This is a genomic window from Vibrio sp. YT-19(2023), assembly GCF_033337395.1.
In genome coordinates this window covers 182,909-206,658 of the sequence record NZ_JAWOQN010000004.1, presented here as the reverse complement: position 1 = coordinate 206,658, position 23,750 = coordinate 182,909, and the positions used below count along the sequence as shown (strand labels likewise).

Annotated in this window: 23 protein-coding genes; 4 read left to right on the top strand and 19 right to left on the bottom strand. The window is 45.3% G+C overall.

The features are described from left to right. Nucleotides 1-130 precede the first annotated feature (130 nt). Nucleotides 131-1,501: an adenylosuccinate lyase gene (purB, locus tag R7E78_RS05100; protein WP_005378198.1), complete on the top strand. Its 1,371-nt coding sequence runs from the start codon at nt 131-133 to the stop codon at nt 1,499-1,501. A gap of 133 nt (nt 1,502-1,634) precedes the next feature. Here the strand turns inward: purB and R7E78_RS05095 are convergent, their stop codons facing one another. The 9 genes from R7E78_RS05095 to htpX form a co-directional block, all read right to left on the bottom strand. After that, entirely contained in the window at nt 1,635-2,168 is a 534-nt protein-coding gene (locus R7E78_RS05095) for a DUF3833 domain-containing protein (RefSeq protein ID WP_155489421.1), read from the bottom strand. Further along, nucleotides 2,168-2,761: a chalcone isomerase family protein gene (locus R7E78_RS05090; protein WP_017821712.1), complete on the bottom strand. Its 594-nt coding sequence runs from the start codon at nt 2,759-2,761 to the stop codon at nt 2,168-2,170. Before R7E78_RS05090 ends, R7E78_RS05095 begins: the two co-directional genes overlap by 1 nt. After that, nucleotides 2,721-3,233, bottom strand: a complete 513-nt coding sequence (locus R7E78_RS05085) for a DUF2878 domain-containing protein (RefSeq protein WP_005378203.1) — start codon at nt 3,231-3,233, stop codon at nt 2,721-2,723. The genes R7E78_RS05090 and R7E78_RS05085 overlap by 41 nt, the downstream gene beginning before the upstream one ends. Before the next feature lie 6 nt (nt 3,234-3,239). Then, on the bottom strand, nt 3,240-4,496 hold the full coding sequence (locus R7E78_RS05080) for an SAM-dependent methyltransferase (RefSeq protein ID WP_025766883.1): 1,257 nt from the start codon (nt 4,494-4,496) through the stop codon (nt 3,240-3,242). Further along, entirely contained in the window at nt 4,490-5,308 is an 819-nt protein-coding gene (locus R7E78_RS05075) for a DUF1365 domain-containing protein (RefSeq protein WP_025766884.1), read from the bottom strand. Before R7E78_RS05075 ends, R7E78_RS05080 begins: the two co-directional genes overlap by 7 nt. Before the next feature lies 1 nt (nt 5,309). Beyond that, entirely contained in the window at nt 5,310-6,620 is a 1,311-nt protein-coding gene (locus tag R7E78_RS05070; RefSeq protein ID WP_025766885.1) for an NAD(P)/FAD-dependent oxidoreductase, read from the bottom strand. A 12-nt stretch (nt 6,621-6,632) separates the two neighbouring features. Continuing rightward, nucleotides 6,633-7,358 carry an SDR family oxidoreductase gene (locus R7E78_RS05065; RefSeq protein ID WP_047100788.1) on the bottom strand — a complete coding sequence of 242 codons (726 nt, stop codon included), beginning with the start codon at nt 7,356-7,358 and terminating at the stop codon, nt 6,633-6,635. After that, the gene (locus R7E78_RS05060) at nt 7,355-7,774 is read right to left on the bottom strand and encodes a nuclear transport factor 2 family protein (RefSeq protein WP_005378211.1); all 420 of its coding nucleotides are present in this window, start codon (nt 7,772-7,774) and stop codon (nt 7,355-7,357) included. The genes R7E78_RS05065 and R7E78_RS05060 overlap by 4 nt, the downstream gene beginning before the upstream one ends. 209 nt (nt 7,775-7,983) lie before the next feature. Further along, nucleotides 7,984-8,853 carry a protease HtpX gene (gene htpX, locus R7E78_RS05055; RefSeq protein WP_005388085.1) on the bottom strand — a complete coding sequence of 290 codons (870 nt, stop codon included), beginning with the start codon at nt 8,851-8,853 and terminating at the stop codon, nt 7,984-7,986. A 509-nt stretch (nt 8,854-9,362) separates the two neighbouring features. Between htpX and R7E78_RS05050 the strand changes: the two genes are divergently transcribed. Beyond that, a complete protein-coding gene (locus R7E78_RS05050; protein ID WP_005378215.1) occupies nt 9,363-9,530 on the top strand; it encodes a hypothetical protein in 168 nt (55 codons plus the stop codon). 81 nt (nt 9,531-9,611) lie between these two features. Here the strand turns inward: R7E78_RS05050 and bioD are convergent, their stop codons facing one another. From bioD to bioB, 4 genes are read right to left on the bottom strand one after another with little or no spacing between them, the layout of a single operon-like run. Continuing rightward, nucleotides 9,612-10,298 carry a dethiobiotin synthase gene (gene bioD / locus R7E78_RS05045; RefSeq protein ID WP_005378217.1) on the bottom strand — a complete coding sequence of 229 codons (687 nt, stop codon included), beginning with the start codon at nt 10,296-10,298 and terminating at the stop codon, nt 9,612-9,614. Further along, a complete protein-coding gene (gene bioC, locus R7E78_RS05040) occupies nt 10,295-11,116 on the bottom strand; it encodes a malonyl-ACP O-methyltransferase BioC (RefSeq protein ID WP_005388087.1) in 822 nt (273 codons plus the stop codon). The genes bioD and bioC overlap by 4 nt, the downstream gene beginning before the upstream one ends. Continuing rightward, nucleotides 11,116-12,267 (bottom strand): 8-amino-7-oxononanoate synthase, encoded by a 1,152-nt coding sequence (gene bioF, locus R7E78_RS05035; RefSeq protein ID WP_017821706.1) that lies wholly within the window; start codon nt 12,265-12,267, stop codon nt 11,116-11,118. The genes bioC and bioF overlap by 1 nt, the downstream gene beginning before the upstream one ends. Further along, on the bottom strand, nt 12,254-13,306 hold the full coding sequence (gene bioB / locus R7E78_RS05030; protein WP_199454365.1) for a biotin synthase BioB: 1,053 nt from the start codon (nt 13,304-13,306) through the stop codon (nt 12,254-12,256). Before bioB ends, bioF begins: the two co-directional genes overlap by 14 nt. A gap of 130 nt (nt 13,307-13,436) precedes the next feature. On the opposite strand from bioB, the gene bioA reads away from it, so the two are divergent. Beyond that, on the top strand, nt 13,437-14,717 hold the full coding sequence (bioA, locus tag R7E78_RS05025; RefSeq protein WP_054575124.1) for an adenosylmethionine--8-amino-7-oxononanoate transaminase: 1,281 nt from the start codon (nt 13,437-13,439) through the stop codon (nt 14,715-14,717). A gap of 69 nt (nt 14,718-14,786) precedes the next feature. Here bioA and R7E78_RS05020 read toward each other — a convergent pair whose 3' ends face one another. The 6 genes from R7E78_RS05020 to lrp form a co-directional block, all read right to left on the bottom strand. Beyond that, nucleotides 14,787-15,053, bottom strand: coding sequence for a DksA/TraR family C4-type zinc finger protein (locus tag R7E78_RS05020; protein ID WP_017634396.1), 267 nt, complete (start codon nt 15,051-15,053; stop codon nt 14,787-14,789). Nucleotides 15,054-15,249: 196 nt separating this feature from the next. Then, nucleotides 15,250-16,557 (bottom strand): serine--tRNA ligase, encoded by a 1,308-nt coding sequence (serS, locus tag R7E78_RS05015; RefSeq protein WP_170890556.1) that lies wholly within the window; start codon nt 16,555-16,557, stop codon nt 15,250-15,252. 91 nt (nt 16,558-16,648) lie between these two features. Beyond that, nucleotides 16,649-18,004: a replication-associated recombination protein A gene (locus R7E78_RS05010; protein WP_038889531.1), complete on the bottom strand. Its 1,356-nt coding sequence runs from the start codon at nt 18,002-18,004 to the stop codon at nt 16,649-16,651. After that, on the bottom strand, nt 18,005-18,631 hold the full coding sequence (gene lolA / locus R7E78_RS05005; protein ID WP_017634949.1) for an outer membrane lipoprotein chaperone LolA: 627 nt from the start codon (nt 18,629-18,631) through the stop codon (nt 18,005-18,007). A 61-nt stretch (nt 18,632-18,692) separates the two neighbouring features. Continuing rightward, entirely contained in the window at nt 18,693-21,740 is a 3,048-nt protein-coding gene (locus tag R7E78_RS05000) for a DNA translocase FtsK 4TM domain-containing protein (protein ID WP_318057719.1), read from the bottom strand. Between the two features lie 152 nt (nt 21,741-21,892). Beyond that, on the bottom strand, nt 21,893-22,387 hold the full coding sequence (gene lrp, locus R7E78_RS04995) for a leucine-responsive transcriptional regulator Lrp (RefSeq protein WP_005378234.1): 495 nt from the start codon (nt 22,385-22,387) through the stop codon (nt 21,893-21,895). 156 nt (nt 22,388-22,543) lie between these two features. Here lrp and ald point away from each other — a divergent pair, with 156 nt between their 5' ends. Beyond that, nucleotides 22,544-23,668 carry an alanine dehydrogenase gene (ald, locus tag R7E78_RS04990; RefSeq protein ID WP_005378241.1) on the top strand — a complete coding sequence of 375 codons (1,125 nt, stop codon included), beginning with the start codon at nt 22,544-22,546 and terminating at the stop codon, nt 23,666-23,668. The last annotated feature ends 82 nt before the right edge of the window (nt 23,669-23,750 follow it).

Sequence of the window (23,750 nt, the reverse complement as noted above, 5' to 3'; positions counted from 1 at the left end):
CGTTTATCGCGAGCTCATTTTTTTCGACTAAAACAAATCCCGCGCAAACGTTTGCGCAATATTCGTGACAATTGCCACAGTTATTGGTATAAAGCTCACGAAATTTAGAAACCCAATTCAGGAGAACATCATGGAACTGTCAGCATTGACTGCTGTTTCACCAGTAGACGGCCGTTACGGAAGCAAGACAATTGCGTTACGCGAAATTTTCAGTGAATACGGTCTACTAAAATACCGTACTATCGTTGAAATCCGCTGGCTACAAAAGCTTGCTGCTACTGCTGAAATTGCAGAAGTGCCAGCGTTTAGCGCAGAAGCAAACCAATTCCTAGACGACCTTGCTGCAAACTTCTCTGAAGAAGATGCACGCCGTATCAAAGAGATCGAGCGTACAACTAACCACGACGTAAAAGCGGTTGAGTACTTCCTAAAAGAGAAAGTAGCAGACGTTCCTGAACTGCACGCAGTAAACGAGTTCTTCCACTTCGCATGTACTTCTGAAGACATCAACAACACATCACACGCTCTAATGCTTAAAGAAGCGCGTGAGAACGTGATTCTTCCAGAAATCCGTAACCTAATCGACGCTATCAAAGCACTAGCAGTGGAATACCGCGACATTCCTCTTCTATCTCGTACACACGGTCAGCCTGCTTCTCCATCTACTATGGGTAAAGAAATGGCAAACGTGGCGTACCGTATGGAGCGTCAATTCAAGCAAATCGAAAACGTTGAGATCCTAGCGAAAATCAACGGTGCAGTAGGTAACTACAACGCACACCTTTCTGCTTACCCAGAGCTAGATTGGCACAAGTTCTCTGAAGAGTTCATCACAGAGTCTCTAGGCGTAACTTGGAACCCTTACACAACTCAAATCGAACCGCACGATTACATCGCTGAGCTGTTCGACGCTATCGCTCGTTTCAACACTATCCTGATTGACTTCGACCGTGACGTTTGGGGTTACATTGCACTAGGCCACTTCAAGCAAAAAACTATTGCTGGTGAGATCGGTTCTTCAACAATGCCTCACAAAGTTAACCCAATCGACTTTGAAAACTCAGAAGGTAACCTAGGTCTTGCGAACGCTGTATTCGGCCACCTAGCACAGAAACTGCCTATCTCTCGTTGGCAACGTGACCTAACTGACTCAACGGTTCTACGTAACCTTGGTGTTGGTGTTGGCTACGCTATCATCGCTTACACTTCGACACTTAAAGGCATCAGCAAGCTAGAAGTAAACCGTGAAGCCCTTCTTGCTGAACTAGACAAGAACTGGGAAGTACTAGCTGAGCCAGTACAAACCGTTATGCGTCGTTACGGCATCGAGAAGCCATACGAGAAGCTGAAAGAGCTAACTCGTGGTAAGCGTGTAGACGGCGAAGCAATGCGTAACTTCATCGACGGTCTTGAGCTTCCTGAGCACGAGAAAGCACGTCTGAAAGAGATGACGCCAGCGAACTATATCGGTCAAGCAATCGAGCTGACAGATAAGCTGTAATACTCCTGTAACGACCAGATACTTAAAAGGTTGACGCGAAAGCGTCAACCTTTTTTAGTTAGGAGAGTTAGGTCGGGAGAAAATAATTTTAGTTATATGGAATGGATTATTAATTGAAGATCAGCCCCATTTGTTATGCCTGCTTTTGGAAGAACAAGGTTATTGTTCCTACTTCCACACCAAACTTTTTTATTTTCGTTAGATTGAAAACGTGTCTGTCATCCTGACGATAAAGCCAATCATCAAAAGCAACCGTCACTGATGAATCCTCCATTTGTAGCTCAAAGTCATATTGCCACTGTAGCGCATTGCCCTGCTCTTCCCCTGTTGCTACACCTATAATATCGTCTGCCTTACCTTCATAACGACCGTCTTCTAATCTAGTGATAACCCAAATTCGCTGGTCCACCTCTCCGTCATCAAACACGAAGTCTTCCACCAGCGTCAGCGTATCACCCGCTACAGTACCCACTATATCGACCTCAAAGCGACGCGTTTGCTGTCCGGTATAATCTTGCACCATCCCCCACGCCTTTATGTCGCCTTCGAAATAACCGAATACGTCAAAAGTCGGTGTAGAAGAGCGGTAATTATCAATGTCTGCGGAACATGCCGAAAGAAAAACAGCTGCCACTAAAGTCGCTGCTTTAAAAATTCGTTTAAACACTATCTAACCTGCCCTATCAATTGTTTTCGGAGTTTCGGAAATTCTGTGTTGGGTGATAACCATATAGCCAAAAATGCATCGTTCATTCGTTCGTCTTCAATGATGCCAACGTTCTTTACTTGCACGTCCCCAACCTGCTTATAAAAAAGCTGACCAGATTTTCCATCTGTTAGATAAGTAAGCTCGTCACCTTTTTGAATATCAGGAAACATACGATCGAGCTCGCTGATCCAAGCTTTTCGATATGAGTCCGTAAAACCCAATTTCGCCCACTGCTCATCCGTCACATCAAGCAGCTGTTGCTTACTGATGTCTCTCTTGTAATTAATTTCCAACGCAAGGGGATGTGGCGATACGTCATCGCTTACGATAAACTTTCCATCAGGCGCTTTTAATCTTGAGTGATAAATATCGAAGATGAACCAAGTAAGTTGGGCTTCTCCAACAGTTTTCCATCCCTTCCAATTCGCAATGTTGCTTGCGGCTTCGCTGTTTCCAACAGGTTGAGCTTGCAGAGCAAAAGAGCCAGTTACTATTACCAACGCAAGCAGCCTAGTCAGTCTCTGAGTTAAGTCTCTCTTCAAGCTTTTCATTTCCGTACACCTTGAGTATCAAGAGCATCATGACGCACCATTCGACAAACAACATTGCCAGTGTAGCGCCAGTGCTGAATCCAAATTCAACGGCTTGGAGCTTATAGCCAGCAAAGTAGCTCGCTGTTCCTCCGAGTCCGCCTATTATTGATACGTAGGTTTTTGGGAAACGGTACAAAATTGACTTAAGTTGATAGGCATACCAAGAAAACAAAACCCACAAGCATAATAACCAGACTGGCAGCCATGGGGTTGGAAAGACAAAGACCGATAGTTGTTGATTGAGCGTATCAAGCACGAGCCCGCTCGTGACGATCACACCAATACTTTTGAGCGAAGATGCATCGCTTTTCAGACAGTATAGTAGGGTTGCCAAAGTAAGGAATAACGTCACCCATTGCCATTGATAGGTTCCAAGCACCGCTGCAAACCAGCAGAGTTGGAACCATGTCGAAGCAAGAAATACCTTCATAACGAACTACGGGCGTTGAAACGTCATGTGAACTGCACTGATCGTGCGAGCCAAAAAGCCACCTTCACAGTAGCTCAAATAGTAGCGCCACATACGCACAAAGCGGTCGTCGTAGCCAAATGAGCGCACTTCATTCTCTGCTCGATTAAAACGAAGGTGCCATTCGTTCAGCGTCTTGGCGTAGTCCAAACCAATATCGAACAAGTCTCGCGTCACTAAGTCACTGTACTTTGTTGTTGCTTGGGTTAGTGAGGTTACCGACGGTAAAAAACCACCCGGGAAAATGTACTTTTGGATAAAGTCGACGTTGTTACTGTAGTAATCGTAACGCTGATCGGCAATCGTAATCGCTTGAATCGCCATCAAGCCACCAGACTTCAATAAAGACTCACAGACCTTAATGTACGAAGGCAGGAATTGTTTGCCCACAGCTTCAATCATTTCAATAGAAACGAGCTTGTCATAAGTGCCGGTTAGGTTTCGGTAATCTTCTTTGAGTAGAGTGATTTTGTCTTCTAAGCCACGCTCTTTGATTTTTTGCTCCGCGTACGCGTGTTGCTCTTCAGATATCGTTGTTGTGGTGACCTGACAACCGTATTGTTCAGCCATGTAAATCGCCATAGCGCCCCACCCAGTGCCAATTTCAACAACATGATCGGTAGATTTCAGCTCAAGTTGCTGACATAGACGATCCATTTTGTTGATTTGAGCCTGCTCTAGAGAGTCGTCCGCATGATTGTAAAGCGCCGACGAGTACAGCATATTGGTGTCAAGGAACGCTTCGTATAGGTTGTTACCCAAGTCGTAATGCGCATGGATATTTTTACGTGAGTTCTCTTCAGAGTTTCTGTTTGACCAATGGCTGAACTTGTACAGTATTTTAGTCAACCAACTGCCTTGCTCTTCGAGTTTATCTAGAGCACGCATGTTAAGGGCCATCAGTTTCATTAATGAGGTTAAATCGGGGCTATCCCACCACCCATCCATATAAGCCTCACCAGCAGCAATACTGCCGCCCTGCAAGATCCGTGAATAAAAGCCTGGATGTTTTACCTCTATAGTAGCGACAACAGGTTGACCACTGTACTCCCCATTTGGCGCACTAAAACGCTCGCTTCGCTCTGTCGTTTCCGTCTTAAAACTTTCAATAACTGTTAAGCAGCCGATTTCCATTTTTTGCAGACATTGAAAAATAACTCCGCGAGCCGCTTTTTGCGTTGTCGTCAATTTACGCGGCAATGTCATAGAACTAGTATTTAACATGCAGAATTCTCCTTGTGCTTTTTATTTTTTTTGTCTGTTTTTTCAGTATCGGCTTCTATTTCTTCATGCGTTGAATATTTAGGATGAGAATAAAAAGGTGCGCCTTTCACCCAAAGTTTTAATGCGTGCCAATAAATACCAACCATTACTTTTACCGTTTGTATTGGTGTAACGATCAAACACCTCAATAAGGTTTTGCTTGAAAGTGGCTTGGCTTTCATAACCATGGTGGCATCAAAGTGTTTCTCTCCTTTGTGACATTCAAGATGAATATTCAACTTGTCTGTCAAAGGTTTAATTCTCCAGCGGTAGAGTTGGTCAATCGGGTTGAATGGTGAAACATGGAATGCTTTAACTTGTTCCCAACCAAACTTTTCTTCTTCTTTATCTGCTGACACCACGTAGTAATGTCGTTCATTCCAAGGAGTGTTACTCACCTCTGCGAGGAGATACTTCCATTCTCCTTCCGCGTTATAAACGTAGTAGAAATTAACGGGACTGAAATAAAGTCCTAGATAACGCAAGTGACAGACTGCGATTACCTTGCCGGTACAGCGAACACCTGTCAGTTCTTCAATTTTGCTGTGCACTGCCGACTTGACGCTACCTTCACCAATGTAATCACTGCGCTTGAAGCGAGCCCAATGCCACCAACGCGAACCAAAACCCCATACTTTTTTCTCTAAAGCATCGATCTCGTCTACATCAATGGCGGGCATAAATAAAGAGTAGTTCAACTCATGATTCACCGGCGTGAATCGACGGTGACGAACGTTGCCTATAAACAATCGGCTGTTCATTTGGCTATCCATATCACGCTGCGCCTTTTTCGAAAGGAACCACATTTTGTTCGCGGTACTTTTCTTCTAGTTCTTTCACAACATCAAGCGCGCTACGCACGCCATCTTCATGAAAACCGTTGTACCAATAAGCCCCGCAGAACCAGGTACTTTGTTTGCCCTGTATCTCATCTTTGCGCTGCTGCGCTGCAATAGACTCAGTGGTGAATACTGGATGATGATAAGTGAACGAACGCAAGACTTTATTTGAGTTAATTTGCTCAGTACTGTTCAACGTTACACAAAACGTGTGTTCTGATTGAATATGCTGAAGAATATTCATGTTATAAGTGAGCGAAGGGAGGCGTTGCTGTTCCTCTTCACTTCCTTCCAATAGGTAGTTCCATGATGCCCATGCTGCCTTACGTTTTGGTAGTACGGCAGAGTCGGTATGAAGAACAACTTCATTTGCTTGGTATGTCATATCCCCCAAGATTTCCTGCTCAATTGGGCTGATATCCTCTAGCGTTCTCATTGCTTGATCACTGTGACAAGCAAAGATAACGTCATCAAACCAATGTGTTTCTCCGCGAACTTGAACGCCAACCCCTTTTTCGTTGCGAACCACTTTTTCGACAGGACTATTAAGACGAATATTCTCGACAAAGCCTTTAGTCAATGGTGGAATGTATGAACGTGAACCACCTTTAATCACATACCATTGTGGTCGGTTAGTCACATCTAGCAGACCGTGGTTGAGGAAGAAACGTAAGAAGAACATAAGAGGGAATGCGCGCATGTCAGCCAAAGTCGACGACCAAATCGCAGCGCCCATCGGTAATATGTAGTTATCGGTAAAGAAAGCACTGAATTTGTGTTCGTCAAGGAACTCACCTAACGTCTGAGAGTGCGTGGACTGCTCGCTAGCGAAGCGCTTGGCAAGTTTATTGAAACGAAGTATCTCGAAGATAAATCGATAAAATTTAGGGTTTGCCCAGTTACGTTTTTGAGCAAACAATGTCGACACTGTGTGGCCGTTGTACTCTAGTCCGTTCCCATCATTTCTGACACTGAAGCTCATTTGAGTCGGCAGACCTTCAACGCCAATCTCGCTCATCATTTTAATGAAATTAGGGTACGTACGGTCGTTATAGACGATGAACCCAGTATCTATCGCGTATTCTTTACCATCAAGGCTCACATCAACGGTTGCAGTATGGCCACCGATGTAATCGTTCGCTTCAAACAGCGTTACATCATGTTCTTTATGCAAGTAATAACCACAAGTAAGGCCAGAGATTCCCGTTCCCACAATCGCTATCTTCTTTCTTCCTGCTGTTTTCATTTTTATTCCTTCTTATGATACGAGTTTAGCAGTTAGGCGAGCTTGCCAACTGTATGGAAGTAACGAGATAAAACGTAAAATACTGGTAAATCTCGCCGGGAAATAGATATAGGTCTTGTTGGCGGCTAACTGCTTCCTGATAGAGTCCGACGCTTGCTGAGTAGAAATGATCATTGGCATTTCGAAGTCGTTTTTGTCAGTCAACGGCGTTTCAACAAAACCAGGAAACACCGTTACCACTTTGATCCCTTTCTTTTTCAAGTCGACGGCGAGCGTGCGTGCAAAATAACTGACTGCCGCTTTGGATGCGCCGTAAGCTTCAGCACGAGGCAATGCCACTTCTGATGCGATAGAGCCAACAATAACAATGCGGTGCCCTCTCTCTAAATGCACTTGGCAGCCTTCAACGCAGTTGGCAACACCGACAACATTTACGTTCATCACACGCGCCATGAGTTTCGCGTCGACCACTCCCTCATCCATGTACTCACAATCGCCTGCGTTAAAAACCCATGTGTTTGGCGTAAATGGCAAATTAGAGAGCGCCTGCTGAGTTTCCTCATAATTTGTCACATCAAACTGCAATGTATGAATTTTGGAGGAAACTGCCTCCAGTTCTGCAAGAACATCTTGATTCCGACCACAAGCAATCACATTCCATTCTGAGTTCGCGTAATCTAGGGCAAGCTGCCTTCCTATTCCGGAGGTGGCGCCTGTGATTAAGATGGTGTTGTTCATTGTCCTAACCTCTGCTTGATGGTTTTAACGACTGAACCAAGTAACGGTAAATGCTCATAGAGCATCTCTCCGAGATCAAAATAGTCTCGGTGATAAATGACCTGACCTTCGCTAAATTTGAGGTGCGAAACACCATTGACGAGAATAGGCGCACCCTTCTGAAGTTTGGGATGCTGAAGGTCCATTGTCCAAGTTAGGAAGCCTGTATCTCCGACTTGTTGATGCTCATGGATTACAAAATCACAACTGATGACGTTGGCATATAATGAGGTGAAATAATCCGAAAGTGCTGGCCATCCTTCTAAACGATGCGCTGCGTCCTCAAATACTACATCTTGGTGATATATATCCTTAAGCAGATGTAAGTTCGCTTTGTTGAGCTTTTGATAGATATTGCCAACAGACTGTATGTCCATTTTTTACTCCTACACGCCCATTAAGTTGTACAAAATTATTATATGTACAAGATAGTTCATTCCACCAAAGTTGTACAAAAATAATTTTGTATAACTTTATTTCTGTAAGTAGTACGTGATGAAGTTCGCACGCGATCAATCGGCGAAAAAAAAGGCTTGGTCAAAACCAAGCCTTTTCAGCAGATTAACAATTATTTAAGTAGGAACAATTAGTATTGCTGGCCTCGCAACGCTGCAATACGTTTATCTAGCGGAGGGTGGCTCATTAATAGCTCAGTCAGCGACTGCTTGCCATTGATACCAAACGCCATCATGGTGCCATCCAGTTGAGATTCATGACTCACCTTCAAACGCTCTAGAGCCGCAATCATTTTTTCTTTGCCAACGAGGCGCGCAGCACCTGCGTCCGCGTGGAATTCGCGATGACGGCTGTACCACATAGTCAAGAAGCTAGCTAGGAAACCAAATACCAGTTCAAGCACCATGGATACGCCAAAGTAAACCATCATATTTGTACCTTGGCCTTCTTCATCATCGTTCGATGCCACGATATTGGCAATAAAGCGTGATAGGAAGATAACAAACGTGTTCACGACACCTTGCATCAACGTCATCGTGACCATATCACCATTTGCAATATGGCTCACTTCGTGTGCAAGTACTGCCTCTGCCTCATCACGAGTCATATTGTGTAAAAGACCAGTAGAAACGGCGACAAGAGAGTCATCTCGTTTTGCACCTGTCGCAAATGCATTGATATCTGGTGAATCATAAATAGCCACCGTTGGCATACCAATACCCACTTGTTGAGCTTGACGACCCACAGTTTCGACTAACCAATGCTCCGTTTCGTTGCGCGGGCTTTCAATGACCATACCACCAACCGAGCGTAGCGCCATACCCTTTGACATCATCAACGAAATAAATGCGCCACCAAAACCAAATACAGCAGCCATTACAAGTAAACCTGACAGACTGCCTGGTTGCATTCCAGTTACAGCGTAAACAATATTCAGAACAACACTAAGCACTAGCACGACAGCTAGGTTAGTTGCTAGGAATAACATAATTCGCTTCATTACTTTTCTCCGAGGAAGCTTATCGTTTTTTTAAAACGGATTGTTATAAGGAACAAATGGTAATCGCTATAAAAGCCAATTCCGTTGATTTTCATGTTCCGTGCGTTATAGATATAGTCTATCCGCGATAAAAACAAGGTTAAGCAATAAATTGCAACATTTGTTTTCGGGACTGAAATATTTGATTCAAGCGATTTCAAAACATGCTTTGGTAGGAGCCGGAACCTCCGTTCATATACATTTATCAAAATGATAAAATAAGCTCTGAGCTACCCATCATCTATTGATAGATGATCTTGGTGTTAAATCTATCACCTCTTAGCAACTTAGCTAGAAATTTTTTAATAGACCAAAAACAGTACGTTAGCTCTGCTATAGACTTTGGTCTTATTGTGCGGCTACATGGACATGCTAAATTCGAATGAGATGAACAAAACAGAGCCACTCTAAGTACATTGCAAAAAGTGCATTGGGTGAGCTCAAAAACTCCATGTATTGAGGGAAAAACCATGGTAGAAACTAACGACTATCAAATGGCTATTGATTTACTGCGTTGTCACCTAGGCATCTCAGAGGACGAGGCAAAGCAACAACTTGGTATTTCAACCGATCATCATATGTCTCAGCGTGTTGCAGAAACACAACAAGCATTGATGGGGCTCAGCCAAGATAAGTAATCTGACTTTTTAGGTTACACCAACAAGAAAGGGCTGCATTGCGCAGCCCTTTGGTTTTTTAGTCTTTTACCCTAAACACCATTAGTCAGTGTTTAGCAACGGCTCTACATTAATGTACTTGCCTAGCTCTTTACGTTTAGCACTTGGAATATATGGAATTTCCCCAAGCTTAGGTGCATCGATACGTGCTTCTAGCATCTCGATAATGTCAGCGTAGTGCTCTGTGCCTGGGTTGACGCGGTTTGCCACCCAGCCAACAAGATTCAAACCATCCGCTTTAATACTCTCTGCTGTGAGTAAAGCGTGGCTCAAACAGCCTAATTTAATGCCAACCACCAGTACAACAGGTAACTGCTCTTCTTTTACCCATGTAGATAAACAGTCCGTATCGGATACTGGCACACGCCAGCCTCCAGCACCTTCAACGAGAACAACATCGGCTTGCTGCTTATGTTGAGCCAGTTTTTGACTCAGAACATCGTAACTTATTTCGACATGTTCATGCTTCGCTGCAATGTGGGGAGAAGCAGGCAACTCTAAAGCGTATGGGTTCACATCATCATAGGCCACATCGAGTGTTGCGGCGTCTTGTAAGTGTAAAGCATCAGAGTTACGCCATCCGGCTTCAGTCTTGTCACTCCCTGCTGCCACTGGCTTATAACCAATAGTGTTTAGTCCTTTTGCGGCGATCGCTTGCAAAATGGCTTTAGACGCTACCGTCTTTCCAACATCAGTATCCGTACCAGCAATAAAAAAAGCATCAATCATAGATGTATTACTCCAAAACAAACCTGATAACTTGCAGGTAGAAGACCTTGATCGTTTTTAAACGCTTGGTACGCATGCTCAACTTTTAACAAAGTCTCGCGACTAGTTAAACCGTGTGAGCGCCCGCTTACGTGATTTGCACCTATACCTTTGAGGTCACGCATAACTGAAAATGCAGAGTCGTACCAAACTGTGATGGTGGTCAAGTCTAGTTGATGGCTGTCACATCGAGATTGCGCTAACGCAATTTTTACCTGATTGAGCGTTAGAAAGTTATTGACGTGTTGATATGCATCAATTTTTTCCCATGATGCACGCAGCTCATACAGTGATCCATCAACCAGTGTAGAGAACCACGCTTTCCCACCATTTTTTAGCACGCGGCGCACTTCTTTTAGTGGGTAACTTAAATCTGTACACCATTGCAGCGCTAAACTTGAAAACACATAATCGAAGCTATCATCGTCAAATGGTAAGTTTTCAGCATCAGCAACTTGGTAGTGCATTCGTACTGCACCACAACGCTGCTCTGCTTTATCTAACATGGCTTGAGAGATATCGCCGCAGACTACTTCCGCACCGCGTTGTTGAAGTAGTTGGGAGAAATAACCCGTGCCACAACCTAAATCCAATACACGTTTTCCCGTCAAGTTTTCAGGAAGTTTATCAAGCAGCTGATGCCCGACATCACGTTGAAAAGCCGCATGTTTATCGTATGTTTCTGCTGCTTTACCAAACGAAGAGGCAATCGCGTCTTTATCTTGATGGAAACTCTCTAACGCGAGCGTTTGCGCTAATGCGGTAGTTGCATTATCCATTACAGCGCTCCTAATGCTTGCTTCAATGCGATTGAAAGCGTTTTAACTTGTTCATTAGTGTGATTGGCAGTGAGTGTGATTCGAAGACGAGACGTTCCTTTAGGCACCGTCGGAGGGCGAATAGCAGTCACCCAAATACCGTTTTGGCGACAAGCACCTGCTACTCGCAAAGCCAATTCAGATTCACCAATCAAAAAGGGCTTAATCGAAGTTTGAGTCTCAACAAACCCCTCAAGGTCGCTAAGGCTATCTCGATACACTTCACTAAGCTCAGAGAGCTTTTCACGTCGCCAAGACTGCTCTTGAACCATAGAAACCGCATGCGTGAGCGCGTAGGCTTGTGCCGGAGGCATCGCTGTGGAATACACATGGTGACGAGCAAACTGAGTCAAAAAGTCTCCCGTTGCGTGGTCACATAAAATAGCCGCGCCAGACATACCAAACGCTTTGCCGAAAGTAACGATCAGTATCTCGGGTTTAACCGTTGCCAACTCGCAAGAACCACCACCGGATTGACCAAGAACGCCAATACCATGAGCGTCATCGACAGCAAACCAAGCATCATGACTACGAGTGACTTCAGCTATATCGCTAAGCGGCGCACAGTCGCCGTCCATGCTGAATACCCCTTCAGTCACAACTAGATGGTTGTCTTCGCTATTAATCAGCGACTTTAGGTGCTCGATGTCATTGTGTTTGAAGCGCTTCATCTTAGCTGGTGACAACGCCCCCGCTTCCATCAGTGAGGCATGGTTCAAACGGTCTTGGATCAATACGTCTGATTTTTCCAACAAGGTGAACAACAAGGCTTGATTAGCACTGAATCCAGAACCAAACAGAATTGCTCTGTCGTAACCCAACCATTCGGTCAGTGCGGCTTCTAAATTGCTGTGCGCGGCACTAAAGCCAGTCACCATCGGTGATGCTCCACTGCCACTACCATATACGCTTAAACCTTGCTGCCAAGCCCGAACAAGCGCTTGGTCATTAGCCAATCCCAAATAATCATTACTTGAGAAATTAATGTAGCGTCTACCTTCGTGTTCCAAAACGGACTGGTTACCGGCAAACACCACATTCATAGAACGATTCAACCCTTGCGTTTTACGCTCAGCAAGGGCGGACTCGATACGAGATTTAAACGCTGGCATCGTAGAAAAGGTCGTCTTTTGTCGGGCGAGCAGCAACACGCTCTACCACGCGATCGAGTAGCTCGTTTTCTTCGATTTCATCAGGTTTTTGGGACACCTCTTGGCTGTTAATGCCGAGCTTATTGAACAGCATCATGTCTTTGTCTTCGGAAGGGTTTGGCGTGGTCAGAAGTTTGCAGCCGTAGAAAACGGAGTTTGCACCCGCCATAAAACACAGCGTTTGCATTTGTTCGTTCATGTTTTCACGGCCAGCGGATAAACGAACGGCTGATTGAGGCATCATAATTCGTGCAATCGCAATCAGGCGAATGAAATCGAATGGCTCAACATCATCCACTTCTTCCAGTGGTGTGCCCTTCACCTTCACAAGCATATTGATTGGAACGCTTTCAGGGTGTACCGGTAAGTTAGCCAATTCAACCAACAAACCTGCTCGGTCGTTAGCACTTTCACCCATACCGATGATGCCACCGGAACAGATCTTCATGCCAGCGTCACGTACGTGAGACAAAGTATCTAAACGGTCTTGGTAAGTACGTGTGGTAATGATATTGCCGTAAAATTCAGGTGAGGTATCTAGGTTGTGGTTGTAGTAATCCAGACCTGCGGTTGCCAATTGCTTTGCTTGATCTGGCGTCAACATGCCTAATGTCATACACGTTTCTAAACCCATGCCCTTCACGCCTTTGATCATGTCGGTCAAATGCGGCATGTCACGCTCTTTTGGATTTTTCCATGCTGCGCCCATACAGAATCGAGTAGAACCAGCATTTTTGGCTTTTTGCGCAGCATCGAGTACGCGTTCTACTTCCATCAGACGCTCTTTCTCGATGTCTGTGGTGTAACGAGCACTCTGAGGACAGTACTTACAATCTTCTGGACAAGCACCTGTCTTAATCGACAGAAGCGTGCTTACTTGAACATGGTTGGTTTGTTGATATTGACGATGTACAAGCTGCGCTTCGAATAGGAGATCCATGAATGGTTTTTCCATGAGATCGCGCACTTCAGCATGCGTCCAGTTATGACGAACTTCCACGTGTATTCCTTTAGTCACTTTTGTTGTTGTGTTGACAGTCTACTGAGTCTCGATAAACTGTCAACACAACACAAAGGAACAAAGTTTACATCTGTTTATTTTTTAATCTTAATTGTTATTGGAATCGCACATGGATCTCGCCTTCGACCGCCAGCATATCTGGCATCCTTACACTTCGACATTGACACCTCTGACCTGCTACCCAGTGGCATCGGCAAATGGTGTTCACATTAAACTGGAAGACGGTACAGAGCTGGTCGATGGAATGTCTTCTTGGTGGTCGACGATCCACGGCTATAACCATCCGCACTTAAATCAAGCCGCTCACCAGCAAATCGATCAGGTCTCTCACGTGATGTTTGGCGGGATTACCCACCAGCCAGCAATCAGTTTGTGTAAGAAGTTGCTATCCCTAGCCCCAAGTAATCTTGAACATGTATTCCTTGCCGATTCAGGCTCCGTTGCCGTAGAAGTCAGCTTAAAAATGGCACTGCAATATTGGCATGCAAAAGGCGAACGCCGACCGAAGTTTCTTACTTTGCGACACGGTTATCACGGCGATACGTTTGCGGCGATGTCGGTTACCGATCCTGACAACTCAATGCACTCTCTCTACAAAGGCTTTTTACCTGAACATATCTTTGCGGAGTCCCCAACTTGTGGTTATTGGGATGAATGGGATCCAGAAGCTCTTACTGACTTCGAGCATAAGATTGATACGCACCATCAAGAACTTGCTGCGGTGATCCTAGAACCTATTGTTCAAGGCGCAGGCGGCATGCGCATCTACCATCCAGAATTTCTCAAAGGCGTGCGTAGGCTTTGCGACAAATACGGCTTGTTATTGATTGCAGATGAGATCGCTACCGGATTTGGTCGTACCGGTAAGTTGTTTGCCTGCGAACATGCAGACATTCAACCAGACATTCTGTGTGTCGGGAAAGCACTCACTGGCGGCTACATGACCCTCTCTGCGACCCTGGCGAGCAAACACGTAGCAGACACCGTTTGTGGTGGTGATGCAGGCTGTTTTATGCACGGCCCAACCTTTATGGGTAACCCACTTGCCTGCGCTGTTGCCACTGCAAGCTTGGAATTGATTGAACAAGGTAACTGGCAACAGCAAACCCAACAAATCGAAGCGTTGTTTTCTGAGTTACTGCCAAAACTTGAAGAACACGAGTTGGTAAAAAACACCCGTTGGTTAGGTGCCATTGGCGTAGTGGAGACGTATCGCCCTGTGAATATGGAAACCATCCAAGCCTTGTTTGTTGAACACGGAGTGTGGATTCGTCCATTTGGCAAACTGATTTATATGATGCCGCCGTTCATCAGCAAGCCAGAAGATATTGAAAAGTTAGTGAATGCGATTGATGCTGCGTTACAACGTAAAGACTGCTTCGCTTCATAGTTCAATTGAACATGAAAACGGTTTGAGTATGAGACTCAAACCGTCTCGTTATTTATTAGAGCAGTAAAGTTATCGGAGTTGACTGTCTTTACTCGCTCGTCTATTGAACAATGCTTGGCGTTGAGACACCAATTCGATTGTTGACTGACATTCGATACACAAACGAACGCCTTTCATAGCAAAACGACGTGCTTCTGGGATCTCATCACCACACTCATCGCAATAATGGGCGCTTTCACCCCTTGCGATACTGCCACGAACACGGGAAATCTCGTCGTCTATTGTGTTTTGAATTTGTTGGCTGACGCTATCGTCATTGGCCCACCCTACGGCCATAAGCCCTCCTCGTTACTTGAATGAGAAAATCTACTTACCGTGGTAAGGTGGATGATTATATCGATTACAAATAACAAGATAATTAGGGTAAATTCGAAAACACTATTGCAGCTTAGTAATAATCAATTTTCACTCGACGCAGATAACAAAAAACCCAGCACTAAGGCTGGGTTTTGGTGTTCTAGTGGTTAATGAATTAACCGATGTGCGTTGCGCCCGCCATGTACTTCTGAAGTACTGTAGGGATTGCAATACGGCCGTCTGCTTCTTGGTTGTTTTCTAGGATAGCAACCATTGTACGACCTACAGCTAGACCAGAACCGTTTAGCGTGTGTACAAGCTCAGGTTTCTTCTCGCCTTTACGACGGAAACGCGCTTGCATACGACGAGCTTGGAAGTCCCACATGTTAGAACATGAAGAGATTTCACGGTAAGTTTCTTGAGCAGGAACCCAAACTTCTAGGTCGTAAGTCTTACGAGCGCCGAAGCCCATGTCACCTGTACATAGAACCACTTTACGGTAAGGAAGCTCAAGAAGTTGTAGAACTTTCTCAGCGTGACCTGTTAGCTCTTCTAGTGCGTTCATTGAATCTTCTGGCTTAGTGATTTGTACTAGCTCAACTTTGTCGAACTGGTGCATACGAATCAAACCACGAGTATCACGACCGTAAGAACCTGCTTCTGAACGGAAACATGGCGTGTGAGCTGTCATCTTAATTGGTAGATCCGCTTCGTCAGAAATCGTGTCACGAACTAGGTTCGTTACAGGTACTTCTGCAGTAGGGATTAGAGACAGTTTACGTGGCTCTTCGTCGTTTACTTTTTCTACTAGCGGCTCAGTGTGGAAAAGATCTTTACCAAACTTAGGAAGCTGACCAGTACCGAATAGGCTGTCAGAGTTTACTAGGTAAGGTACGTACATTTCTGTGTAGCCGTGCTCTTCAGTGTGAAGATCCAGCATGAACTGAGCGATTGCACGGTGTAGACGAGCAAATTGGCCTTTCATCACGATGAAACGTGCGCCAGTGATCTTAACTGCACTTGCGAAGTCTAGACCGTCGCCCATTTCGCCTAGGTCAACGTGATCTTTCAGTTCGAAGTCGTAAGACTTTGGCTCACCCCAACGAGAGATTTCAACGTTGTCGTTTTCATCTTTGCCATCTGGCACTTCATCTGCTGGGATGTTTGGTACAGAACGCGTGAATTCGTCTAGTTGAGCCATTACTTGCTCAAGTTCAACTTTCTTCGCATCAAGATCGCTACCTAGCGTACCGATTTGTTTCTTGATCTCTTCTGCGCCTTCTTTGTCGCCAGCCGCCATTTTTTGGCCGATTTGCTTGGAGATGGAGTTACGCGTGGATTGTAAATTTTCTACTTCTACTTGAATGGACTTACGTTGTTCTTCAAGTTTACGAATAGTATCTACGTCTAGCTTAAAGCCACGACGCGCCAGTTTAGCAGCTGTTTCATCCAGCTCTGTACGAAGTAATTTAGAATCCAGCATTGTTAATCCTATGCTTTTTGTTGTGAAATCACGCGCACTTTCCAAGCGTACGCGTTAAAAAAATTTACTAAACAAATGTATCCAAAAACGCCTACTTTTCATAGCGCTTTTGTGGGCTATTTGCGTCTAAAGTAGCCAAGTAATCTAACTTTTCGCCGATTTTGGTCTCCAGACCACGATTTGTCGGCTGATAGTACCTACGATCGCCCATTTCAGGCGGCAAATATTGCTCACCTGCTGCGTAAGCACCAGGCTCATCGTGAGCATAACGATACTCAGCCCCATAACCCATGTCTTTCATCAAACTGGTTGGCGCATTTCGAAGGTGATGCGGCACTTCATATTCAGGTAAGTTATGAGCGTCCGTTAGCGCTTGTTTCCAAGCAACGTAAACGGCATTACTCTTTGGAGCGCACGCGAGATAAACAATAGCTTGAGCAATCGCACGTTCACCTTCTGCTGGACCAACGCGTGTAAAACAGTCCCACGCGGAGAGTGCCACTTGCATGGCTCTAGGGTCCGCATTGCCGACATCTTCCGATGCTATCGCAAGTAATCGACGGGCAATATAAAGAGGATCACAACCCGCAGCAATCATACGTGCAGCCCAGTAAAGCGCCGCATCTGGGTTAGAGCCACGAATGGATTTGTGGACCGCAGAGATTAAGTCATACCAGATATCACCTTTGTTATCGAAGCGAGAGACTTTCTCCCCTGCCACTTCAGCCAGCAACTTAAGCGTGATCTCTTTTTCACCTTGCGCATTATCTTCTGCCATGTCGTAGAGCAGCTCAAGATAATTGAGAGACATGCGAGCATCACCGTTGACCAGTTCTGCTAGGCGGTCTAATACGTTATCAGCGAAATGTGCGGGTGTATTGCCCAAGCCACGCTCTTTGTCACTGATCGCTTGATTCAGCGCCAGTGAGATTTCATCTTTATCGAGAGACGTTAGCTTGTAGACACGTGCACGTGACAGCAATGCGTTGTTTAACTCAAACGATGGGTTTTCTGTCGTCGCACCAATAAAGGTAACCGTGCCATCTTCGATATGCGGTAAAAACGCGTCTTGTTGAGATTTGTTGAAGCGATGCACCTCATCCACAAATAAGATGGTGCGGCGACCCGCCATTTTGTTCTCACGTGCTTTCTCGATTGCAGCACGGATTTCTTTCACACCAGACGTTACGGCAGACACACGCTCTACTTCAGCATTGGCGTAGTTTGCAGCCACTTCCGCTAATGTCGTTTTGCCTGTGCCTGGTGGTCCCCAAAGGATCATAGAGTGAATGTGACCCGCCTCTAGCGCACGGCGCAGTGGCTTACCAGGGCCTAAAATGTGCTGCTGTCCAATGTATTGCTCGATTGTTTCCGGTCTCATACGAGCAGCAAGGGGACGAAAATCTTCGTCCCCCGAGAAATCTAATGTGTAATTACTCACTACCAATTAATTCCTTTGGTCATCCACATCCACACCTTTTGGAATTGTGAATGTGAATCTGTCTGCTTTTGGTTTACCCAGCTTCACGTTGTTAAAGGTGAACAAACCTTTTTGACCGTCTTGCTCAACCACGTTGAAGCCTTTCACGACACCTTTGGCATCAATATTAATCTGGAATTGACCTTGTGTGGAGTCTACTGCGGTAGGAATGAGAGTGAACTGGTCACCTTTTTGAGATATTTTGTAGTTATTCCAATCACTTGCTCGGTTACGCGTTAGCAAAACAAATGGCGTTTGCTCTGTTGCTTGCTCTTGCCAGTAGATGCTCACTTGCTCGATGAATGGGCTGTAGTACCACAATGTCTTACCGTCAGAGACCAATAGGTTCTCATCAGGGAATGTTGTACTCCAACGGAACAGGCTTGGGCGAGCGATTTCAACCGTACCTTCTCCTTCCATAACCGTTTCGCCTTCAGGGCTGATAACCTGCTGAGAGAAATCCGCACTAAAGCCATCATTCATAGAAAGGCGTTTGTTTAATTCATCTTTAGGAGATGCTGCGTGTGCAGTAGAAAAGAGGGAAAAGCTTAAAACAAGCGCAGAGAAAAGTTTCGCTGAAAATAGTTTTTTCATTCAGATACCTATTATTAGAACCACTCACCTCAGTTGGACTGAGGTGAGTAACACAAGTTCATTAATCTTTTGGTGGCGCAGGTGCCAGTACTTCACGGTTACCGTTATGACCCGGAGCACTTACGATGCCCTGCGCTTCAAGCTGCTCTACAATACGGGCGGCACGGTTGTAACCTATCTTAAATCGGCGCTGAACACCGGAAACCGAACCTCGACGTGATTGAACCACGTGCTCAACAACTTGATCGAAGAGCGGGTCTACATCTTCATCCGCTTCCATTTGCTCACCTGGCAATAGACTTTCTGGAGTTTGATCTCCACTGATGATCTCTTCAATGTAGTTCGGTTTACCACGCGCTTTCCAGTTGTTTACAACAGCATGAACATCATCATCTGATGCAAATGCACCGTGAACACGAGTTGTATGACTTGATCCCGGCGGTAGATACAACATATCACCCATACCAAGTAGTGATTCTGCGCCGCCTTGATCTAGGATTGTACGAGAGTCCGTTTTAGTCGATACCGTAAACGCAACACGAGTTGGAATGTTCGCTTTAATTAGACCGGTAATAACATCAACCGATGGACGCTGAGTCGCAAGAATTAAGTGAATACCTGCCGCGCGCGCTTTTTGCGCCAAGCGAGCAATCAGTTCTTCAACTTTCTTACCTACCACCATCATCAGGTCAGCAAATTCGTCAACAACAACGACGATGTAAGGCAGCTTTTCTAGCAATGGCGGTTCAGTATCCATGCTGTCGCCTTCCTGCCAGAACGGGTCATGGATTGGGTGGCCCGCTTCTGCTGCCATCTTCAATTTTTCGTTGAAGCCCTTCACATTACGTACACCTAATGCCGACATCAATTTGTAACGACGTTCCATCTCGCCCACACACCAACGTAGAGCGTTTGATGCGTCTTTCATATCAGTCACAACTTCAGAAAGAAGATGAGGGATACCTTCATAAATAGAAAGCTCTAGCATTTTCGGGTCAATCATGATGAAGCGTACATCTTCTGGACCTGCTTTATACAGCATGCTCAAAATCATCACGTTCACACCCACCGACTTACCAGAACCTGTTGTACCTGCTACTAACACGTGAGGCATCTTCGCAAGATCGGCCACCACAGCTTCGCCCGCAATGTCTTGACCTAACACAACCGTTGTTGGTGACGTTGCTTGCTCAAACTGAGGGCTACTGATGACATCAGATAAATAGACCGTCTGACGACTCATGTTTGGCAGTTCCAAACCGATGTAAGGCTTGCCAGGGATTACTTCCACGACACGTACCGCCATCGCAGACAATGCACGCGCTAAGTCAGTTGAAAGACCAGAAATACGACTTACTTTCACCCCCGGCGCCAAATCAAGCTCAAAACGAGTGATCACTGGACCAGGATAAATACCAACCACATCGGCTTTGATTTTGTAGTCAGCGAGTTTGCTCTCTACCAATCGAGCGACCTGCTCTAACGCATCACGATCGATAAAGTTTTCACGTTTTTCTGGATGATAAAGCAACTCGAGCGTTGGGAGTGGCTCTTCCGGAACTGGCAAGTTTTCTTCTTTCTGTACCAAAAATGGGTTCTGTGTTGCAGCGACTTTGGCTTGCGCATTGGAAACCATATCTTGGAATGCGGTAACGTCTTGGTCGTTGTCTTGGACCTCTTCTACCTCCACTTTTTGAGGTGCAGGTTCAAATGTTGTTGAAGGTGTTGCAACTTGCTGATGAGGCGTTGTTGGCTGTACTTGCTGCGCAGGCTGAGACTCCACTTCGTCTTCATCATCTAACACATCAAAGTCAGAGATCGTAGGCTCAATATGTTGGCTCGATTCCGTTTGCGCCGTGATGCTATCTAATACAGCAGAATCAATTGCAGGCTCTTCATGTACAGGATGCTCAATACTTGGCTGCTGTACTTGCTCTGCTTCAAATTGTTCGTACTCCGCATAATCTGGTTCAACACTTATCGGTTCTTCTGTAGCTGTATGTTGCTCGACATAGGAAGAATAAGTGTCTGCAAATGATGGGGCAGCCTGTTCTTCAGTTCCCCAGTCATCTGCTTGTTGCGCCGCTGCTTCAAGCTCTTCTATCGTAACATTCAGTTGCTTGGTGCGTTCCAAGAGCGGATCAACGTTATCAGTGTTAACCGTATGGATAGGTTGTATTTGAGGCTCAGGTTCAGAATAAACTGGCGCTGCATTAACCGTAGCCTTGCGTTGTGGTGGAGTCGGTTCTACCATCGCCTGTTCCGCAGGCTTATCAGGTTTAGCTTGCGGCATATAAATAGGATACTCATGCGCTGGCGCCGACTCTTTCGGTTCATCGACATCGTACGCCGTTAAATGAGGAAGCGGCTCATCATCAATTTCATGGTCTACATTATGTTTAGGCGTAGAGACTTTGTCTTCTACAAACTCATCAAGCTGAGGTTCTAAAACTTCCTGCTCTGAACCTCTTGCCTTATTTGCAAGCGCGGCAATTAGTGCTAACGCACGATCACCAAGCCATTCCACGATGTTAAGCCATGAGATGCCAGTGAAGAGCGTAAAGCCCGCTCCCCACAAGAACAGCAATACCAATGTGGTACCGAGTACATTCAATGTAGGTAAAGCGAGGCTAGACAACACATCCCCGACCACACCTCCGGATGAAAAATACCAAATGTCATCAAAATTAATATCGGCAAGACCGCAACTGGTCATAATAAGGACGACCAGACCGAGCAGCCTTGTACCCCATAGCATGAAATCAATTGGCTCATCTTCTCCTCGTTTACGGCAAATCACCCATGCAGCCGCCGCTAGCAAGAAAGGGATTGGGTAAGCGAGAGAGCCAAATGTGAAGAATAGAGTATCGGCTAGCCAAGCGCCGAAAAGGCCACCAGCATTATCGATATCCCCTCCCCATGCGGTTTGGGACCAAGAAGGATCGGCCGGACTGAAGGTAAATAGTGCAACCGCAAGCAATACCGAGCTAAGAACGCCAACGATAAAGCAGCACTCTTTTAAGCGTTGGAAGCCATTTAAGCGTGAAGACTGGGGCTCTTCACTGGTTTTGATAATGGTTTCGACTTTCTTTGCGTTCTCTTTGAACATAAATCAACTTGAATATGGAAATGAAATAGGAAATTGCAAAACATTCCGAGCGGCATCAAGCCGCTCGGTAAATTGATTTAACCATATCAAGGAGAAAAACCCAATTACTCTCTGGCGAAAGCGGAAGCATATACCGCTTTCTTTGCAAGAAATTAACGAGTTTTGATCACAAGCTGGTTAGATTGTTTCACTTCTTCCATAACAACGTATGTGCGAGTGTCATTTACGCCAGGTAGACGTAGTAACGTATCGCCCAATAGTCGGCGGTAAGCACCCATATCTGATACACGGGTTTTAAGAAGATAGTCAAAGTCACCTGAAACAAGATGACACTCTTGTATGTCGTCTAGCTTTTGAACAGCTGAGTTAAACTGCTCAAACACATCCGGCGCACCACGGTTTAGCGTAATCTCAACGAATACTAATAGTGATGCATCCAGGAACTGCGGATTCAATAATGCAGTATACCCTGTGATATAACCCTGACGCTCTAAGCGACGTACACGCTCCAAACATGGCGTTGGAGAAAGTCCCACACGTTTTGAAAGCTCAACGTTTGAAATACGACCGTCTTTCTGCAGCTCATTAAGAATGTTGCGGTCGATACGGTCTAGTTCCTTGGACGGCTTTTTATAGTTGTCTGCCATTTTTTATTCCACCTTATTACTTCCTTGCAAAAAAATATACTACAACTTTTTAATATTTGGTGCCAAATTTTACAAATCTATAACTATACTAGTTATTAATTCGACAATAACACCCTACTAACAGTTAATACAACCATTATAGAAAGAGGATACAGGATGATCATTGGCGTACCTAAGGAAATCAAGAATCACGAATATCGTGTTGGTATGATCCCAGCTAGCGTGAGAGAACTCATCTCACATGGTCACCAAGTTTTAGTTGAGACCAATGCAGGTGCCGGCATTGGTTTTTCAGACGATGATTACATCGCTGTCGGCGCATCCATTCTCCCTCATGCTGCTGACGTATTTGCGCAAGCAGACATGATTGTAAAAGTAAAAGAACCCCAAGCAGTAGAGAGAGCAATGCTCCGCGAAGGGCAAATTTTATTTACTTATTTACACCTAGCACCAGATTTTCCACAAACTGATGAGCTAATCAAGAGCAAAGCTGTCTGTATAGCCTATGAGACTGTAACAGATAATATGGGTCGTTTGCCACTGTTAGCACCAATGTCAGAAGTGGCAGGTCGGATGTCTATCCAAGCTGGCGCGCAAACGTTGGAAAAATCGCACGGCGGTCGTGGTCTACTCCTAGGCGGCGTACCTGGTGTTGAACCTGCAAAAGTCGTTATCGTTGGTGGTGGCGTTGTTGGTGCAAACGCTGCTCGTATGGCGGTTGGCCTTCGCGCTGACGTCACTATTCTAGACCGTAACGTAGACACACTTCGTAAGCTTGACGAAGAATTCCAAGGTCGCGCAAAAGTGGTTTATTCTACTGAAGACGCTATCGAGAAGCATGTTCTAGAAGCGGACCTGGTTATCGGTGCCGTTCTAATTCCTGGCGCAGCAGCACCTAAACTGGTCACTAAAGAGCACATTGCTAAGATGAAGCCTGGTGCAGCAGTGGTTGACGTGGCAATTGACCAAGGCGGTTGTTTCGAAACTTCACACGCGACAACTCACGCAGATCCAACTTACATCGTTGATGAAGTGGTTCACTACTGTGTAGCAAATATGCCTGGCGCAGTTGCTCGCACTTCAACATTTGCACTCAACAACGCTACACTTCCATACATCGTGAAGTTAGCAAATAAAGGCTACCGCGAAGCACTTCTAGAAGATAAAGGCTTCCTTGAAGGTCTAAACGTTATTCACGGAAAAGTAACGTGTAAAGAAGTAGCAGAAAGCTTTGACTTGGAATACGTTGAACCAACTCAAGCTATCGCTATGTTTAATTAATGACAAAATAAAACATAACTTGTCACGTTTTGTTTACAAAAGCCCACTCATAAGTGGGCTTTTTCATATAGAGCGTTTGGCT

Bases quoted from the DNA above. Each gene is read 5' to 3' on its own strand.
- R7E78_RS05020 (WP_017634396.1), bottom strand. From the start codon at position 15,053: ATGGCCGTAGGGTGGGCCAATGACGATAGCGTCAGCCAACAAATTCAA.
- R7E78_RS05065 (WP_047100788.1), bottom strand. From the start codon at position 7,358: ATGAACAACACCATCTTAATCACAGGCGCCACCTCCGGAATAGGAAGG.
- R7E78_RS05060 (WP_005378211.1), bottom strand. From the start codon at position 7,774: ATGGACATACAGTCTGTTGGCAATATCTATCAAAAGCTCAACAAAGCG.
- lrp (WP_005378234.1), bottom strand. From the start codon at position 22,387: ATGGCAGACAACTATAAAAAGCCGTCCAAGGAACTAGACCGTATCGAC.
- R7E78_RS05075 (WP_025766884.1), bottom strand. From the start codon at position 5,308: ATGGATAGCCAAATGAACAGCCGATTGTTTATAGGCAACGTTCGTCAC.
- bioA (WP_054575124.1), top strand. From the start codon at position 13,437: ATGGATCTCGCCTTCGACCGCCAGCATATCTGGCATCCTTACACTTCG.
- R7E78_RS05085 (WP_005378203.1), bottom strand. From the start codon at position 3,233: ATGAAGGTATTTCTTGCTTCGACATGGTTCCAACTCTGCTGGTTTGCA.
- bioD (WP_005378217.1), bottom strand. From the start codon at position 10,298: ATGATTGATGCTTTTTTTATTGCTGGTACGGATACTGATGTTGGAAAG.
- bioF (WP_017821706.1), bottom strand. From the start codon at position 12,267: ATGCCAGCGTTTAAATCTCGTATCGAGTCCGCCCTTGCTGAGCGTAAA.
- purB (WP_005378198.1), top strand. From the start codon at position 131: ATGGAACTGTCAGCATTGACTGCTGTTTCACCAGTAGACGGCCGTTAC.
- bioC (WP_005388087.1), bottom strand. From the start codon at position 11,116: ATGGATAATGCAACTACCGCATTAGCGCAAACGCTCGCGTTAGAGAGT.
- R7E78_RS05080 (WP_025766883.1), bottom strand. From the start codon at position 4,496: ATGTTAAATACTAGTTCTATGACATTGCCGCGTAAATTGACGACAACG.
- R7E78_RS05070 (WP_025766885.1), bottom strand. From the start codon at position 6,620: ATGAAAACAGCAGGAAGAAAGAAGATAGCGATTGTGGGAACGGGAATC.
- R7E78_RS05000 (WP_318057719.1), bottom strand. From the start codon at position 21,740: ATGTTCAAAGAGAACGCAAAGAAAGTCGAAACCATTATCAAAACCAGT.
- serS (WP_170890556.1), bottom strand. From the start codon at position 16,557: ATGCTGGATTCTAAATTACTTCGTACAGAGCTGGATGAAACAGCTGCT.
- R7E78_RS05050 (WP_005378215.1), top strand. From the start codon at position 9,363: ATGGTAGAAACTAACGACTATCAAATGGCTATTGATTTACTGCGTTGT.
- lolA (WP_017634949.1), bottom strand. From the start codon at position 18,631: ATGAAAAAACTATTTTCAGCGAAACTTTTCTCTGCGCTTGTTTTAAGC.
- htpX (WP_005388085.1), bottom strand. From the start codon at position 8,853: ATGAAGCGAATTATGTTATTCCTAGCAACTAACCTAGCTGTCGTGCTA.
- ald (WP_005378241.1), top strand. From the start codon at position 22,544: ATGATCATTGGCGTACCTAAGGAAATCAAGAATCACGAATATCGTGTT.
- R7E78_RS05090 (WP_017821712.1), bottom strand. From the start codon at position 2,761: ATGAAAAGCTTGAAGAGAGACTTAACTCAGAGACTGACTAGGCTGCTT.